The sequence below is a fragment of the Pseudomonas sp. JL3 genome, assembly GCF_031570575.1.
GTDB lineage: Bacteria > Pseudomonadota > Gammaproteobacteria > Pseudomonadales > Pseudomonadaceae > Aquipseudomonas > Aquipseudomonas cucumis.
Map to the genome: position 1 here is coordinate 387,822 of NZ_JAKWJK010000004.1, position 16,148 is coordinate 403,969.

The following is a 16,148-nucleotide window of genomic DNA, read 5'->3' on the forward strand; positions in this document are numbered from 1 at the left end:
CTGTTCTCCCTTAGAAACCGCTTTCCCTGACCCCCAAAGCCGCCAAGCGCCGCCAGGCAACGCCCAGCAACGATTCGCCGCTGCCTTGCAACACCACAATGCCGCGCAAGGGTTGCACCGGTGTCGGGGTATTTTCGAGGATGCTCAACCGCGCGCCGTACTGTGCCTGCACCGGCTCGGCGCGCTGATGCTGGTCCCGGCGCACGGCAATCGGCCCATGGTGATCGGAGGTCAGTGCTTCCTGATCGACATACGCCACGCCGTTGGTATCGATTTCGCTCAATTGCACCTTGATCGCCGGGTGCATCGGGTCATCGGCGATGAACCGCCCGTTGGCACCCGGGGCGACACGCCAGAGTTCAGCTTCAGCCAGATAACCACGCAACCGCGCGCCGTCTTCGACCACTCGTGCCAAAGGATCTTTGGTCGAAAGCCAACGGCCCACCGTTAACTGCGGCAGCAGATCGCGCACCTTGCCACCGTGGGGCGCACGCAGCAGCAGACGTTCACGCTGGGCGGCCAGGCCACGATATTCGGCCACGGCTTCAGCCAGGCGCTGTTCGACGATACCGGCATCGGCGGCGGTTTCGCTGCGGCCGGCCTGACGACGCATCTGCAACTGCTGGATCTGGATTTCGCGACGCACGATAGCCTGGCGTGAGTCCAGATCCGGTGATTCCAGCTCGATCAGCACTTCACCTTGAGCGACGATCTGGCCGTCGTGCACATTCACCATTTTGACCCGCGCCGCCACCGGCGCGTGCAGGGCGCTGGCGCGTCCGGCCTCAAGCATCGTCGGCAACTCCACCGCGCTGCGCCATGGCAACGCCAGCAGCAACACCAACCCAAGCAATGCCAGACCGCTGAGCAGTACCCGAGGCGCATGCGCCTGTTCCCGATGGCTCCACCATTGCCGCCACTCGCTCAGGATCGGCAGGAAGATGAACCACACCAGTTCCACCAGCATCAGGAAAATCCCCAATACCTTGAAGAACAGGTGATAGACCGCCAGCGCAATCCCGAAAAACAGCGCCGCACGCCACAGCCACGCGCCATACCCCCAGATCAACAAACGCCGCTGCATCTTCGGCGACCACGGCTCCGGCGCCGGGGCTGCGTAGCCGAACAAAAACTCGCGCAGCCGCCAGCGGCACAGGGCAAAGGCCCGCCCTTGAAGGTTGTCCACTTCCCAGAAATCACTGAGCAAGAAGTAGCCATCGAACCGCATGAACGGGTTGAGGTTGATCACCAGCGTGGTGATCCAGGTCGCACTGGCGAGCATGAACGCCGCCGTGCGTCCGGGGCCGTCAGGCAGCAACGACCAGGCGAGCAGTGCGATACACGCCAACACCAGTTCCGCCAGCACCCCACCGGCACCGATCAGCAACCGCGCCCGGCGATCATTGACGCGCCAGGCATCGCTGACGTCCGTGTAAAACATCGGCAGCAGCACCATGAACGCCACGCCCATGCTCTGCACCCGACAACCGGCGCGCTTGGCCATGAAGGCGTGGCCGAACTCGTGGCACAGCTTGGCAAAAAACAGCGCCACAGCGAACGCCAGCGCACCACCGAGGCTGAACAGGTGCGGAAAAGTGGCGATGAATCGCTGCCAGTCCCGCGACACCAGAAACACCCCGGACCCCAGCGTCGCAGGCAATCCGTAGCGCAATGCGCGCGGGCCGAAACGCTCCAGCCACGGCCAGGCGCGATTGAGAAAGGCGTCCGGGCGCCACAGCGGAATCCGGAAGAACAGGTATTGATGCAGCAGGATTTGCCACAGGCTCTGGCGCTGAGCCGCGGCCTTCAGGCTGTAACTGGCGCGCTGCGACGGGTCGAGGGCGCTGATCAGGTCGTGGCCGCGCAAAAACTCCAGTAATTGCTCAAGCGCCGCACCCTCCAGCGGCAACCCCGGCTCGCGGTTGGCGGCACGCAGCACTTGCTCCGGATCGCCCAAAGACCAATGACGCAGCAGGCGCATCGCCGCCGCACCGAGTTTGAAATAACGCCCACGCACCGGGTCGGCCAGAGTCCAGCGCGGCGACCCGTCAAGGGCCGGGGCCGCCGTCGACAATTGCAGGTCCGCCCGCAGGCTTGGCAGGCTCATCTAAAGACCCACACTCTGACGCAACCCGGCCAGCGGTCGACGCAACAGGTACAACGCCAGTGGCGCACGGTCGCCGAAGACTTTCGCGGTACCGCGCAGGCCGATACGTGGCGGCGCGGCGTCGAACGTCGCATCCAGTCGATAAGCCAGTTGCCCGGCAGCGGTGGGCTGCGCTTCGTAGGCCGAACGTTCGAGTTTGGCCAAGTGGCGTTGTAACGGATCGCTGTCGAGAAACAGCGCGACCTGCGCCCCCGGCTCCAGGGCAATCGCATCGCCTACGGCCAATTCGATGCGCAACTCGGCCTGGTTCGGGTCGGCGATTTCCATCAGCCGCTCGCCGGTTTGCACGGGTTTGCCGGTCCAGCGTTCGGCGTCGGCGAACACCGCGATGCCGTCCCGCTCGGCGCGTACTTCGCTGCGTTTGAGCAGTTCACGGGCGTAATCTCGTTCGGCGCGTTTCTGCTCGACGCGGGCCGCCAGCAGATCGATTTTCGAACTGGATTCGGCATCGGCGAAGGAGCGTTGGGAGTTGGCCTTGAGTTCCGCTTCGGCAACGCCCAAGGCGCGCCCGGCCACATCGGCCTGAGCCTTGAGCGTGGTGCTTTCGAAGCGCAGCAGCAGATCGCCGGTTTTCACCGTCTGGTTGGGTTTGACCAGAAACTCGGCGATCACCCCGTCCAGCGGCGCCGCGACCACCCGACCGCCCAATGGGACGACTTCGGCCGGTGCCAACACCGATTGGCGCACCGGGATCAGCAACCCGAGCAACAACACGGCAACCAGCGCCACCTGACGCTTGCGCGTCCAGCGCAATCGCCAGGGTTTGCGCGGTTGCAGCGCCAGCCAGGCGTGACTGTAGGTGTCGCCCAGTTGCGACAGCAGCACTTGTTCGGAGGGGTTCCACGGTACATCCCGCGCCAGCCACAGACCGCCGAACACCTCGCCCTGATGATCGATCAGCGGCAGCCAGAACACCTGAGCGGCTGACAGACTTTGCCAATCGGCCAGAATCGATTCGCTGAGAAGATCAGGCGCGATCACCCGCGCCTGTTTCAACACCTCAAGCTTGAACAGCTGCGCGACCGCTTGCTCGACAAACGCCACGAACGGCGCATTCGGTTCCACAGCACTGACGCCCGTCACCGCCTGCACTTTGCCGGCGATCAACAACGCGGCATGACGGAAACCGAATAGCGCCTGGCCGTCATTGACCAGGCTGTAAGCCAGTTGCGAGGGTGTGCGCGCGGCGCGGGTCTGGCGTTCGAGGTCGAGAAACCTTGCGAACACCTGCTCGGCGCCGCCGGTCACTGGGGCGTTCATTTGAGCTCCGCGAAATGCGCCGTTCCGCTCATGCCAGCCAACAGACCGTTAGCGTTGGGCAGCGCCGCCACCAGCAGCAAAGTCTGGCTGCCTTCGTCGATCCGTGCACCGAGGCGTTTGACCGTCGCATCCAGCGGCTGACCGGTTTCATCGGGGACAAAACTGAACGTCTGGCCGGGCTTGAGTTTGCCCATCCAGCGTGATGGCACCAACAGGTGAATTTCCAGGGTGCGGTTATCGACCACGTCCAACAACGGCGCACCAGCGGCAACGCTTTCGTAGCGCTTGACCTTGCGCTCGACGACCTGGCCATCGAACGGCGCGACCACGCTGCAGCGTTTGACCTGAACCTGGTAGACCTGGGACTGCGCCTGAATCTCGCTGACCTTGGCCTCGGCCCGCGCCACTTCAAAGCGCCCGACCGAATTCAACGCCGCCAGTTGTTTGTTGTGCGCCAGCTCTTCACCAGCACCACGGCTGGCGGCCTGAGCCGCGTTGAGCTGAGCCTGATAAGCCGAACAGTCAAACCGCGCCAGGGTATCGCCCTTCTTGAACGACTCGCCCTCACTGAACGGCAACTCGACAATCCGCCCCGACAACTCACTGGCAAGCACCGCCTGATCCCGGGCCCGCAGCACACCACGGGCCTCACTAATGGCCGACGCATTACCGCCGACCGCGCTGTTTTCCAGCAACGGATCGTCTGGCGCAGGCGTTTGCGCCTGTACTACGCACGTTACAAAGGTTAATCCCGCAACCCAAACACGAAAACGCCGCATAACCGTAACTCCCTGACGGATGAGCGGAGTCTACGACAGCGGGGGTGAGCGTCAAGCCGGATGGCCGTCATTGGTTGATAGAGCGTGCTCGCTGATCAGCGCTGCGCCGTCCCTGCCACCGGATACACCGACTCCCATCCCCCACCCAACGCCTTGTACAAACCAACCATTGCCAACGACACCCCAGTCGAACTCTCGACCCACTGCTGTTGGGTCGCCAGCAATTCGCCTTGCACCGTGAGGACGTTGACGAAATCCACCACACCTTCGACGTATTGCTGTTGCGCGGTGCGCAGGGCGATCTGGTTTTGGCGTACGGCTTCGGCGAGGCTGTCGCGGCGCAGTTGGCTGGCGTTGTAGGCGGTGAGTTGATCGTCGATTTCATGCCAGGCCCGCAATACGGTTTGCTGGTAGGCCAGCGCCGCTTCCTGTTGCTGGGCTTCGCGCAGGTGCAACATGCCGCGCAGGCGACCACCATCGAACAGCGGCAGGCTGAACTGCGGGCCGATGCCGAACGAGCGCGAGCCCCACGAGCCGAAATCGCTCAGTTGCAGGGCTTGCGAACCGATGTTGCCCGACAGGGTGATCCGCGGATAAAAATCGCCCTTCGCTACGCCGATGCTGGCGGTCGCGGCATGCAGACGGGCTTCGGCCTGACGGATGTCTGGGCGGCGCTCGGCCAATTGCGACGGCAAGCCAATGGCGACCTGACGCGGGGTTTGCGGTACCGGGGCGTCTGTGGACAAGTCGGCGGACAGCGCTTGCGGCGGTTCGCCCATCAACAGACTCAGGGCGTTGATCAGTTGCGACTGACGCTGCTCCAGCGCCGGCAAACGTGATTCGATGGCCGCGACTTGCGCAGCGGCTTCGGCAACGTCCAGATCCGTCGCAACACCGTCGGCCAGGCGCAGTTGTGAGAGTTTCAAACTATGCCGGGCGACGTCGAGGTTCTGCTCAGTGACGGCTCGGGTGCTTTGCACACCGCGCAGTTGAATATAGTCCTGAGCGGTTTCGGCGAGCACCGACAGCAGCACGCCGCGACGATCGTTCTCCGCCACTTCCAGGGTGGCATCGGCGGCTTCGGTTTCACGGCGCACACGGCCCCAGAAATCCAGCTCCCAGGAGGCGGAAAAGCCTGCGTCCCACAGGTTGAACGCCGAGTCGCCGTTATTGCCCGACGGATCGTTCAGGCCTTCACCGCTGTTGCGTTTGCGCCCGTAGCTGCCTGTGGCGGCCGTGTTGGGATAGCGGTTGGCGGTGATCACCTGTCGCGCGGCGCGGCTTTGCTGCAAGCGACTGCTGGCGAGTTTCAGGTCGAGGTTGTCGGTCAGGGCGCGTTGAGTCAGGGCAGAGAGTTTCGGGTCGTGGAATACCTCCCACCAGCGTTCGTTCATGTCGGTAGTTACTGCTTCACTGGCGGCGGCTTTGGACGGGTTCGACCATTCGGCCACTTGCTGCGCCTGAGGTTTCTGGAAGTCCGGGCCGACGGTGCAGGCACTCAAAGAAAACAGGCCCAACACAAAAACCACTGAATGAATGCTGACCCAGTGGCGAGGGAGCTTGCTCGCGTTCGAGTGCGCAGCACTCGCAATTTTCAGGTCCGCTTCGCAGCCCAGCGGGAGCAAGCTCCCTCGCCACTGGGATGTGCGATTAACAAAGTTCATCGTTGCGCAACCTCATGCTCGCTGGCGCTTGCCGTATCAATCCTCGCCTCCACCGACATCCCCACCCGCAACCGCTCGGCCAATGCCTGCCCCGGTTCCAGAACGATTTTCACCGGAATTCGTTGCACGACCTTGGTGAAGTTGCCGGTGGCGTTGTCCGGTTTGACCGAGGCGAAAGTCACGCCGGTGGCCGGCGCGATGCTCTCGACGCGCCCGCGCAGGGCCTCGCCGCCGAGGCTGTCGACGTGCACTTGCACGCTCTGCCCCGGCTGTACGTCAGTCAGTTGGGTTTCCTGAAAATTGGCGACCACATACGCCCGCTCCAACGGCACCACAGCGAGAATCTTGCTGCCCGGAGTGACATAGGCGCCGACCCGCACCGCGCGCTCGCCGACCATCCCGTCCTGGGGCGCAACGATGCGCGTATAGGACAGCTCATAGCTGGCCATTTCCAGCGCCGCTTGCGCTCGCTTCAGCTCACCTTCGGCCGCATCACGCTGGGCGGTCAGGATCTCCACCTGCTTGCGTTCCGCCGCCAGCACCGCCGTGGCATTGGCCAAGCGAGCGCAGGCCTGATCGATGCGCGTGCGCGCTTGCTGAGCATTCTGCACCGTGCCGGCGCCTACCCCGGCGAGATGGTTGTAGCGGTTCAGTTCATGCTCGGCGAAAGCCATTTCAGCCTTCGCCGAAACCACCGTGGCCTGAGCCTGAGCGATCACCGACGCCTGGCGCTCCAGAGTGGTCCGAGCGTTCTGCAACTGCGCCCTGGCCACCAGGGTTTCAGCGTCGGCAGCCTCAGCGGCAGCGCGCAGGTCGCGGTCGTCGATCAACGCCAGCAGCTGTCCGGCCTTGACCTGCTGATTGTCTTCCACCAGCACGTCCTTGATGAACCCCGCCACGCGCGGCGCTACCAGGGTGAAGTCCGCCGAGACGAAGGCATCGTTGGTGCTCTGCTGCGTACGCTTGCCGAACAAGCCCGGCGCCAGCAGGTAAATCAACACGCCGACCGCCATCACTGCGGCAACGGCGACAGCGATTTTTTGCTTTGATTGAGTCGTCATAAAAACCTTCTGTTTCAGAGAAGCATTCAAGTCGGCGCGCGCGGTGGATAGATCCGCGTCGGCAGCCAGAAAATCAGCAGGATCAGCGCCACTGCGACGCCGGCCATGCACAGATAAAGATCGGAAGAAGTCAGCACCACAGCCTGCTGATGCAGACGGTGAGCGAGGTTCGCGCTGGCGCTATCAACCAGAGGCGAGTTACCAAGGTTGTCCACCAGCATGCTCGAGTGGAAATGCAGCCTTGCGGTGCTCAGCGCATCGATCACACCGGTGGCGATCACTGCCGCCAGGCCTTTGACCGTGTTGAACCAAGCCGAGGCGAACGGCCCTTCCATCGGTGTGATGCTACCGGTGGAAAGCATCAACAGCGGCAGCACGGCCATGGGCTGACCGAAAATCTGCAGCCATTGCAGGACATAGAAATCGTCGCGAATCCACACCGACGTCAGCTGCGAACCACCGAGGCAAGACAGCGTCAGCATGCTCAGGCCGATCCCCAGCACCCAGCGGCAATCGACCCAACGCAGGTTGCACAGCGCCGCCACCAACGGCAGCGCGATCAACTGCGGCAGTGCCGCCAGCAGCATGATTGGCGCGGTCTGCACCGGGCGATAACCCTGGACCTGAGCCAGGTAACTGGAGGGAATAATGACCACCGCGAGCAACACCACCAGCACGCCGGCCAGCGTCAACAGCGCAAACGTCAGGTTGCGGATACCGAGCATCTGCAACTTGAAGAACGGAATCGGTTGCGACCATTCATTGATCAAAAACAGCACCAGCAACAGCAACCCGCCGCCGAGCAGTCCGCAAATCAGGCTCGACTCGAACCAGTCCAGCCGATTGCCTTGCAGAATGCCGATCACCAACATGCAGATCGCCGGAAACCCCAGCAACAAGCCGCGCCAGTTGAACTGTTTGAAGCGTTCCAGCCGCAGCGGATCCTGGGGCAAACCGTAAGCCACCGCCGCCATGGCAATCAGGCACGGCACGACGATTTGCCAGAAGGTCCATTGCCAACCGACGTACTCGGTCCACAATCCGGCCAGTGGTGTGCCGAGACCGGGGCCGAAGGTTGCCGTCAGGGCATAACCGGCCAGGCCATAGAGTTTCACGTTGGCCGGCAGGAATCGCAGGGCGACGGTCATCAGCATCGGCGGCAACGCGCCGCCGGCCAGGCCTTGCAAGGTGCGCATGACCAGCAGGCTTTCGTAATTCGGGGCGAACGGGCACAACACACCCAACAGGGTGAATGCACTGATCGCGTACAGGGTGAAGCGCCGCAACGAGAACGTCACCGAACACCAAGGGGCAAATGCCATGGCGGCCACCGAGGTCGCGGTGTAACTGGCGACCAGCCAGGTGCCTTCGTCGTAACCGATGGCCAACGCGCCGCGGATATCGGCCAAAGCGACCTTGGTTACCATCTCGTTCAAGCCCGACACCAGCACCGCCAGCAACACGCCCACCAGGCCGATAATGATTCGCGGGCCGAAGACCGGTGGCGCGATGGCGGTCGCTGGCTTGGCCGCAGCGAGAGGCGCCGTGACCGTGAGGGAAGTCATGTACTGCACGCTCCGGAATGGGGATACCGAAGCATTTTAGGGAGCGTGGAAGCTTACGAAAATTGACTTATTGGCAGCTTATAAGTGTGTTTGATGCAGCAATACAAAACCCTGTGGGAGCGGTGTCAGCCTCAGATTGGCTGTGCAGCCAGCCAGGTCTCATCGCAACAAGTCTTGAGGGTTTCACGCATCCAGCGATGAGCCGGATCCTTGTCGAAACGCGGATGCCAGGCCTGGGTCAGCATCAGGGTCGGTAACGGAATCGGCAGGGTGAACGAGCGCAGCTTCAAGCCCAGGCGCCGCACGCTCAGCAATGCCTCCTTGGGCACCGGCAGAATCAGATCGGAATCCGGCAAAGCGAACATCGCCGCATGGAAACTCGGCGCAATCACCGCCACCCGCCGCTCCAGCCCCAAGGCGTTGAGCGCCGTGTCGATCGGCCCGCGGGCGATCCCCCGGCGCGACATGCTGATATGGGAAAAACCGGCGTACCGTTCGGCGGTGATCTCTTCATCGAACAACGGGTGATCTTCACGCACCAGCCCGACAAAGTGAGTGGAAAACAGGTTCTGCACCTTCACTTCCGGCATCAACGGCCGATTGTTGCTGACGCTTAAATCGATACGTCCTTCACGCAACGCTTCGTCATCCCCATCGCCCTCGGGGACAAAGCGCAACTCGCAATGCGGGGCCTGGCGTTCCATCGTGTCGAACAGCTTGCCGCCGTAGACGCCCACAAAGAAATCATTGGCGCGAATACTGAACCGCCGGCGCAAACTGCCCAGATCCACATCATCGGCGGAGCGGAATAACAACGCGGCCTGCTCCACCAGGTCCCGCACTTGCTCGCGCAACTCCAGTGCCTTGGGCGTCGGCACCAGGCCTCGACCGGCGCGCACCAGAATCGGATCGCCGATGGCTTCGCGGATCCGCGCCAGCGTCCGGCTCATCGCCGCCGGACTGAGATTCATCCGCCGCGCAGCGCCCACCACACTGCCCTCGTCGAGCAAGGCGTCGAGGGCGACCAACAGGTTCATGTCCGGGAGTTGCATACTGAGCACTCGTTCCTGATCTGGATTGATTCAGACGCAATGCTAGCAAACATCTTTGGATGAGGTGGTGATAGGGCTTGCTCGCGAAGAGGCCCTCAACCGCACCAAAAACTACCTCTCGTGCAACGCCTCGGCCCGAGCCCGGATAATCGGCTTGAGCAAATAACTGAGCACAGTTTTCTTGCCGGTAATGATGTCCACCGACGCCACCATCCCCGGAATGATCAGCAACGGTTTTTCATCCGTCCCCAGGTGACTGCGCTCGGTGCGCAGCTTGATGATGTAGTACGTGGTCTTCTTGTCTTCGTCGGTGATGGTGTCGGCACCGATCTGCTCCAGCTTGGCCTTTAGCCCACCGTAAATGGTGTAGTCGTAAGCCGTGAACTTCACCGTGGCGTCTTGCCCCGGGTGCAGGAACGCGATGTCTTGCGGGCGAATCTTGGCTTCCACTAGCAAGGTGTCATCCAGTGGCACGATCTCCACCAGATCGCTGCCCGGCTGGATCACGCCGCCGATGGTGTTCACCAGCAACTTGTTGACGATGCCGCGCACCGGCGATGTCACCAACGTCCGGCTGACCCGGTCTTCCAGGGCCTTGCCAGTGGCTTGGGCCTTGTTCAGATCGGTGCGTGCTTCGTTGAGTTGGGTCAGGGCTTCGCTGCGGAACTTGCCGCGCGTCTCATCGATCTTGCGCTGCACTTCCTTGATCGCCGATTCGGCGCGAGGAATCGCCAGGGTGGTGGCGTCCAGTTGGCCGCGGGTTTCGACCTCGGCACGCTTGAGTCGCAAAACCTCCACCGGTGACACCGCGCCCTGAGCCACCAACGGCTCGGACATGTTGATTTCCTGACGCTGCAGCGACAACGCGCTGCGATACTGAGACTGTTTGGAGGTGAACTCGCGCAGCTCTTGCTGACGCTGGATCAATTGCTCCTGCAAGCCACCGATTTCATCGTGCAGTTGCTGCCGACGGCTGATGTACAGCGACTCTTCGCTGGCGGCCTGGGTGGGAACAGCCTTGAGCACGTCGGCGGGGAAGTTCAGCGGACGGTCATCGACCTCGGCGCTCAAGCGCTCCACACGTAGCAGCATCGACAGCCGATCGGCCTCGGTTTCACCGACGTTGGAGGCGAACCGCGTGTCGTCCAGACGAATCAGCGGCGCGCCGGCCTCGACGATTTGCCCTTCGGTGACGAACAACTCGGAGACGATGCCGCCCTCAAGGTTCTGGATTTTCTGGATCTTCGACGACGGAATCGCCTTGCCGTCGCCCTTGGTGACTTCATCGATGACCGCGAAGTTGGCCCAGAGCATCAGGAACACGAAGAAGCCGATGATCGCCCAGATCGTCAATCGCACCACGCGCGGAGCGTCTTCGATCAGCGCTTTGTTGACCTCGGGAAGAGGCTGGCCTTGCAGCGATGCGGAGCCTTTGAAGTAACGGCGGATGGAATCTTTGACCCCGGACTTAAGCAACACTGATCTGCCCCTTCTTCAACGCTTCCATCACGGCGGCTTTCGGGCCATCGGCGAGTATCTGCCCACGGTCGATCACCAGCAGACGATCCACCAGCGACAACAGCGAAGCCCGGTGCGTCACCAGCACCACGGTCTTGTTTTCCACCACCGCAGCGAGGCGTTGCTTGAGGCGTTCTTCGCCGGTGTTGTCCATAGCGCTGGTCGGTTCGTCCAGCAACAGGATCGGCGGGTTGAGCAGCAGCGCTCGGGCCAGGGCTACGTTCTGGCGCTGACCGCCAGACAGGTTCTGCCCACGCTCACCGACTTGCAACTCATAACCTTGCGGGTGCAGGCGGGCGAACTCGTGGACGCCGGCCAGTTCCGCGGCTTGCAGCACCAGTTCGTCTTCGACATAGCGCGCGCCCGACACCAGGTTGTCGCGCAACGTACCGGCGAGCAACTGGATGTCCTGGGGCACGTAGCCGATGTTGTGGCGCAGCTCGCTGACGTCGATCTGGCGGATATCCACACCATCGACCAGCAGCGCGCCGTCGTCCGGTTGATAGAGGCCCACCAGCAGTTTGGCCAGGGAGCTTTTGCCCGAGCCGCTGCGACCGATGATGCCGATCTTCTCGCCGGGTTTGATGATCAGGTTGATGCCCTTCAGCGCGGGGTTCTGCTGATCCGGGTAAGTGAAGCTCAGCTGACGGCATTCAATGGCGCCTTGCAGCACTTTGCGGCTCAGCGGGCGCTCGTCGAAATTGCGCTCCTGGGGCAGCTCCATCATCTGATCGACCGAGGTCATGGTCACGCGGGCCTGCTGGTAGCGGGTCAGCAGGCCGGACAACGAAGCCAATGGGCTGAGGGCACGACCGCTGAGCATGTAGCACGCGATCAAGCCGCCCATGCTCAGGTGGCCGTCGATGATCTGGTACACGCCGAAGACGATCATGATCACCCCGGCCAGTTGCTGAATCAGCAAGGTGATATTCATCGCCAGGCCGGACAGCATTTTCACCCGCAGCTCGAGGCGGCTGAGGGTGCCGATGGTCTGCTCCCACTGATACTGACGTTCGCTTTCGGCGTTGTTGACCTTTACCGCATCAAGGCCGGCGAGGGTTTCGATCAGGCTCGACTGGCGTTCGGCGCCCAGGGCCATGGTTCGCTCCATGGTCGCCACCAGCGGCTTCTGCAAGGCATAACCGATCAGCAGCGCAATCGGGAACGCCAGCACCGGAATCCACACCAGATGCCCACCGAGGATCGCGATGACCATGAAGATCAGCAGCGTAAACGGAAGGTCGATCAGACTGGTGAGGGTCAGCGACGCAAGGAAGTCGCGCAGGCTCTGAAACTCATGAATGTTCTGGGCGAAGCTGCCGACTCGCGCCGGGCGGTACTTCATGGCCATGCCGACGATGCGCTCGAACAGCGTCGCGGAGATGATCAAGTCGGTTTTCTTGCCGGCCAGGTCCAGGCACAGGCTGCGCAGGCTCTTGAGGATCAGGTCGAACAGGTAAGCGCCCGTGATGCCGATGGCCAGGACCCAAAGAGTTGACTCAGCCTGGTTCGGCACCACGCGGTCGTAGACATTCATCACGAACAGCGGCGCGGCCATGGCAATGATGTTGATCAGAAAACTGGCAGCGATGGCGTCGGCGTACAACCAGCGCGAACGCTTGAGGGTGTCGCGAAACCACGAACGCGCACGTGGGATCAGCGTGCCGTGGTTAACGTCGAATTTGTGTTGGGGTTGGGCGAAGAAGACTTTGCCGCTGTAATCGTCGGCGAGCAGTTCACGGCTGACGCAAACCTCACCACCATCGCTTTCGCTAAGCAGCAGACGGGCCTGGTCTTCACCGTGCCAGCCGAGCAGCACCGCGCTGCGGCCGTCCTTGAGCAGCAACAGCGCCGGCATGGCAATCGCCGGAATCTGCTCCAGCTTGCGTTGCAGCACTCGCCCTTGCAGCCCGGCGCGAGCGGCCGCGCGGGGCAGCAGTTCGACGCTCAGGCGTTGTTTGGGTAATGGCAGGCCGGTGGTCAGCATCGCGGCGCTGGCCGGTTTCTGGTGCAAAGTGCAAAGGGCTAGCAGGCCGTCCAGTAACGGATCGTCATGCAGCGCGCGCGGATCATGAATGAGTTGAACTCGACTGACTTCTGATTCCACGCTCGACACTCTTGGCTAACGATTGAAATGGGGCAGGACTCAATTCATCCCGGGCAACTGAACCTTGGGCTTCACGTCGTTCTGCACAACGGATGCCAATGGTGCGACAACGCCCTGACTTTTGAGCAATTCGCCCATGGTCGCCTTGATTCGGTACTGAGTAAATAACTGAATGTTTTTGATCTCGGCCAGCCGACGGGAAGCGCTGAACAGCTCGTTTTCACTGTCGAGCAGGTCGAGCAAGGTGCGTTCGCCGAGGCTGAACTGCTTCTGATAAGCACTGCGCACACTGGCGCTGCGATCGACATATTGCTGGGCGATCGGCACTTGGGCGTTGGCGTTGTTCAGGGCGTTCCAGGCCAGGCCCAGTTCTTCGTTCAACACGCGCAGGGCGTTGTTGCGAATATCCAGCGCCTGGTTCGACAGATAGGACTTGGATTCCAGATCAGCCTTGTTGCTGCCACCGGCGAACAAATTGAAGCGCATGCGCAACATGGCCTGCCATTCGTTGCTGTGACCATTCTGACCGTCGAGATCATTGTCGGCGCTGCGACCCAGTTCGGCATCGAAGCGCGGGTAGAAGCTCGACTTGGCGGCTTCGTACTGTTTCTCGGCGGCAGCGATATCGGATTCGGCGGAGCGCAGGATCGGGCTGTTTTCCAGCATCTGCGCCCGGGCTTCATTCAGGTTGGCCGGCAACAGCGCCATGAAATCGGCAGGCCGCTCCAGTTGATCGGGCATCTGGCCGACGGCGCTGAGGTAGTTGGTCTCAGCGTCAGCCAGGTTGGTCTGTTCAGTGATCAGATTGTTGCGGGCCTGGGCCATACGCGCGTCAGCCTGATCGAGGTCGGCGCCGCTGCCCACGCCGCGCTGGGTGCGCAACTTGATCTGGTCAAGAATCCGTTCGTGGTTCTTCAGGTTGTCTTCCGCCAGGCGCACGAATTCGCGGCGGGTCAACACATCGAGATAGACCTGAGCGACGGTCAGCCCGGTACGTTCCGACGTGCCCAATAAGGAATAAGCACGGGAGTTAACGGTGGCTTGTTGACGCCCCACTTCGCTGGACGTCGCAAAACCGTCAAATACCATCTGCGACAGACGTAAACTTGACTCGCTGCGGTTCAGCGTTTCCCAGTGATTGTTGTTGCCGGCGGCGCGGGTGGTAACGCTGTCGGTGCCTTCGCGACCATAACCGCCCAGCAGATCGACCCTTGGCAGGTATCCACCTTTGGCGGCCTTTAACTGATAATCCGCGGCCAATCGGCTGTTAACCCCTGCCTGAATTTCCGGATGGACATCGAGTGCCTGTTGCATGGCCTGTGGGAGGCTTTGCGCCTGAACAAAGCTGGCGGCGAAGGCGAAGGGTAGAACCTTGAACAGGTGCAAACGCATAGTTGGAATTTCCCGGGACTTCTTGTCTTGAATCACTGCAGAACGTGGCGCTGCATCGGATGATGGCAACCGGAATGACCGTATGTCGGAAAGTTCAAAATCGGAACTGGATCACACGCTGCAGGACAGGTCGCCGCTTAAATATCAATGTGACATTACTTGGGCGATTGTTTAGGATGGCCACCATAAGGTCAATAGTTTGGCATAAAGTTAATTTCGAAAAAATATAGCCAAATTATTGACGATTTTAGCGTCAAAGTTATGTATCAAATTTTGTAAGAACGTCCAGCCCCGATCGGCGAACACGCCCGAGCGGTTCATGGAAGTCAACTGAACGTGACACCCGGAGAGTCTTCAATGAGCAGTGTTGTTGCCATCGTCAAAAGCATTGTTGGTCAGGTTTTCGCGGTGTCGCCAGAAGGCATCCGCCGCGTACTCGTTGAAGGCGACCGGTTGTTGGTCGGCGATCAGGTAGACACCGGTGCCGCTGGTGCCATTACACTCGAACTGGCTGATGGCCGCACGCTGGACCTGGGCCGCGACACTCAGTGGAGCGGCAGCGATCCGGATTCCAGCACCGACCTTGCGCAAGCCACTGCACAAGCCGCGCCATCGGTTGACGAATTGCAACAAGCCATCGCCGCCGGCGTCGACCCGACCACCGCCCTTGAAGCCACCGCCGCCGGCCCTACGGCTGCGAGCTCGGGCGGCGCTGCCGGTGGCGGCCACAGCTTCGTGGCCCTGGAGGCAACCGCTGCCCGGGTCGACCCGACTATCGGCTTCCCGACTGAAGGCCTCGCCACGGCCGCGCTGGCAACACAAGACACCACCGGCGGCCAGACTGCCGATACCAGCACCAATGCCCTGCGCGAATCGACCCTGAGCCTGAGCGCCACGCCGACCATCACCGAGGCCGGTGGCGTGCTGGTTTACACCGCGACCCTGACCCAGGCACCGCTGACCGACCTGACCATTACCCTGTCCAATGGCTCGGTGATCGTGATCCCAGCTGGCCAAACCACCGGCACCGTCAACGTTCCGCTGGCACCGAACGACACCGTTTATAACGATCCGACCCAGATCAACGTGACCGTCACCGGCACCACGGGCGGCAGCGGTATCGTGGTCACCCCGCCGACCGTTCCGGCCGTGACCCAGGTCACCGACACCGTTGACACCACCACCGTCACACTGACAGCGGGCTCGACCGTTACCGAAGGCGGCCAGATCACCTACACCGCGACATTGACCAACCCGGCGCAGACGCCGGTCACCGTCACCTTGTCCAACGGTTCGACCATCACCATCGCTGCTGGCAACACCACCGGCAGCGTCAACGTTCCGACGCCGGCCAACGACGTGTACAACAACGGCAGTACCGTCAGCACAACGATTACCGGGACGACTGGCGGCAACTTCGAAAACCTGGTGCCGAGCCCGACCCCGGCCGTCACCACCATTACCGATTCCGCCGATACCACCACCGTCACGCTGACAGCCGGCTCGACTGTCACTGAAGGCGGCCAGATCACCTACACCGCGACCCTGACCAACCCGGCGCAGACACCGGTCACCGTCAACTT

At 61.9% G+C, this 16,148-nt stretch carries 11 protein-coding genes; 1 reads left to right on the top strand and 10 read right to left on the bottom strand.

The window, feature by feature from the left end:
* Nucleotides 1–10 precede the first annotated feature (10 nt).
* The 10 genes from MMG91_RS10995 to MMG91_RS11040 form a co-directional block, all read right to left on the bottom strand.
* Nucleotides 11–2,107 (bottom strand): biotin/lipoyl-binding protein, encoded by a 2,097-nt coding sequence (locus MMG91_RS10995; protein WP_310659589.1) that lies wholly within the window; start codon nt 2,105–2,107, stop codon nt 11–13.
* Entirely contained in the window at nt 2,108–3,427 is a 1,320-nt protein-coding gene (locus MMG91_RS11000) for an HlyD family efflux transporter periplasmic adaptor subunit (RefSeq protein WP_310659590.1), read from the bottom strand.
* Nucleotides 3,424–4,206 (bottom strand): efflux RND transporter periplasmic adaptor subunit, encoded by a 783-nt coding sequence (locus MMG91_RS11005; protein ID WP_310659591.1) that lies wholly within the window; start codon nt 4,204–4,206, stop codon nt 3,424–3,426. The genes MMG91_RS11000 and MMG91_RS11005 overlap by 4 nt, the downstream gene beginning before the upstream one ends.
* Before the next feature lie 95 nt (nt 4,207–4,301).
* Nucleotides 4,302–5,870, bottom strand: a complete 1,569-nt coding sequence (locus MMG91_RS11010; RefSeq protein ID WP_310659592.1) for an efflux transporter outer membrane subunit — start codon at nt 5,868–5,870, stop codon at nt 4,302–4,304.
* On the bottom strand, nt 5,867–6,931 hold the full coding sequence (locus tag MMG91_RS11015; RefSeq protein WP_310659593.1) for an HlyD family secretion protein: 1,065 nt from the start codon (nt 6,929–6,931) through the stop codon (nt 5,867–5,869). Before MMG91_RS11015 ends, MMG91_RS11010 begins: the two co-directional genes overlap by 4 nt.
* Before the next feature lie 26 nt (nt 6,932–6,957).
* Complete coding sequence (locus MMG91_RS11020; RefSeq protein WP_310659594.1) at nt 6,958–8,496, bottom strand: MFS transporter; 1,539 nt, start codon at nt 8,494–8,496, stop codon at nt 6,958–6,960.
* A gap of 131 nt (nt 8,497–8,627) precedes the next feature.
* On the bottom strand, nt 8,628–9,548 hold the full coding sequence (locus MMG91_RS11025) for a LysR family transcriptional regulator (protein ID WP_310659595.1): 921 nt from the start codon (nt 9,546–9,548) through the stop codon (nt 8,628–8,630).
* A 111-nt stretch (nt 9,549–9,659) separates the two neighbouring features.
* Nucleotides 9,660–11,027, bottom strand: coding sequence for an HlyD family type I secretion periplasmic adaptor subunit (locus MMG91_RS11030; protein WP_305424277.1), 1,368 nt, complete (start codon nt 11,025–11,027; stop codon nt 9,660–9,662).
* Entirely contained in the window at nt 11,017–13,173 is a 2,157-nt protein-coding gene (locus MMG91_RS11035; RefSeq protein WP_305504051.1) for a type I secretion system permease/ATPase, read from the bottom strand. Before MMG91_RS11035 ends, MMG91_RS11030 begins: the two co-directional genes overlap by 11 nt.
* A gap of 39 nt (nt 13,174–13,212) precedes the next feature.
* Nucleotides 13,213–14,565: a TolC family outer membrane protein gene (locus MMG91_RS11040; RefSeq protein WP_310659596.1), complete on the bottom strand. Its 1,353-nt coding sequence runs from the start codon at nt 14,563–14,565 to the stop codon at nt 13,213–13,215.
* 357 nt (nt 14,566–14,922) lie between these two features.
* Here MMG91_RS11040 and MMG91_RS11045 point away from each other — a divergent pair.
* A partial coding sequence (locus MMG91_RS11045) for a retention module-containing protein (protein WP_310659597.1) occupies nt 14,923–16,148 on the top strand: 1,226 nt, incomplete at its 3' end.

Excerpts from the sequence above, each read along its gene's own strand:
- MMG91_RS10995 (WP_310659589.1), bottom strand. The coding sequence starts at position 2,107 with ATGAGCCTGCCAAGCCTGCGGGCGGACCTGCAATTGTCGACGGCGGCC.
- MMG91_RS11000 (WP_310659590.1), bottom strand. The coding sequence starts at position 3,427 with ATGAACGCCCCAGTGACCGGCGGCGCCGAGCAGGTGTTCGCAAGGTTT.
- MMG91_RS11005 (WP_310659591.1), bottom strand. The coding sequence starts at position 4,206 with ATGCGGCGTTTTCGTGTTTGGGTTGCGGGATTAACCTTTGTAACGTGC.
- MMG91_RS11010 (WP_310659592.1), bottom strand. The coding sequence starts at position 5,870 with ATGAACTTTGTTAATCGCACATCCCAGTGGCGAGGGAGCTTGCTCCCG.
- MMG91_RS11015 (WP_310659593.1), bottom strand. The coding sequence starts at position 6,931 with ATGACGACTCAATCAAAGCAAAAAATCGCTGTCGCCGTTGCCGCAGTG.
- MMG91_RS11020 (WP_310659594.1), bottom strand. The coding sequence starts at position 8,496 with ATGACTTCCCTCACGGTCACGGCGCCTCTCGCTGCGGCCAAGCCAGCG.
- MMG91_RS11025 (WP_310659595.1), bottom strand. The coding sequence starts at position 9,548 with ATGCAACTCCCGGACATGAACCTGTTGGTCGCCCTCGACGCCTTGCTC.
- MMG91_RS11040 (WP_310659596.1), bottom strand. The coding sequence starts at position 14,565 with ATGCGTTTGCACCTGTTCAAGGTTCTACCCTTCGCCTTCGCCGCCAGC.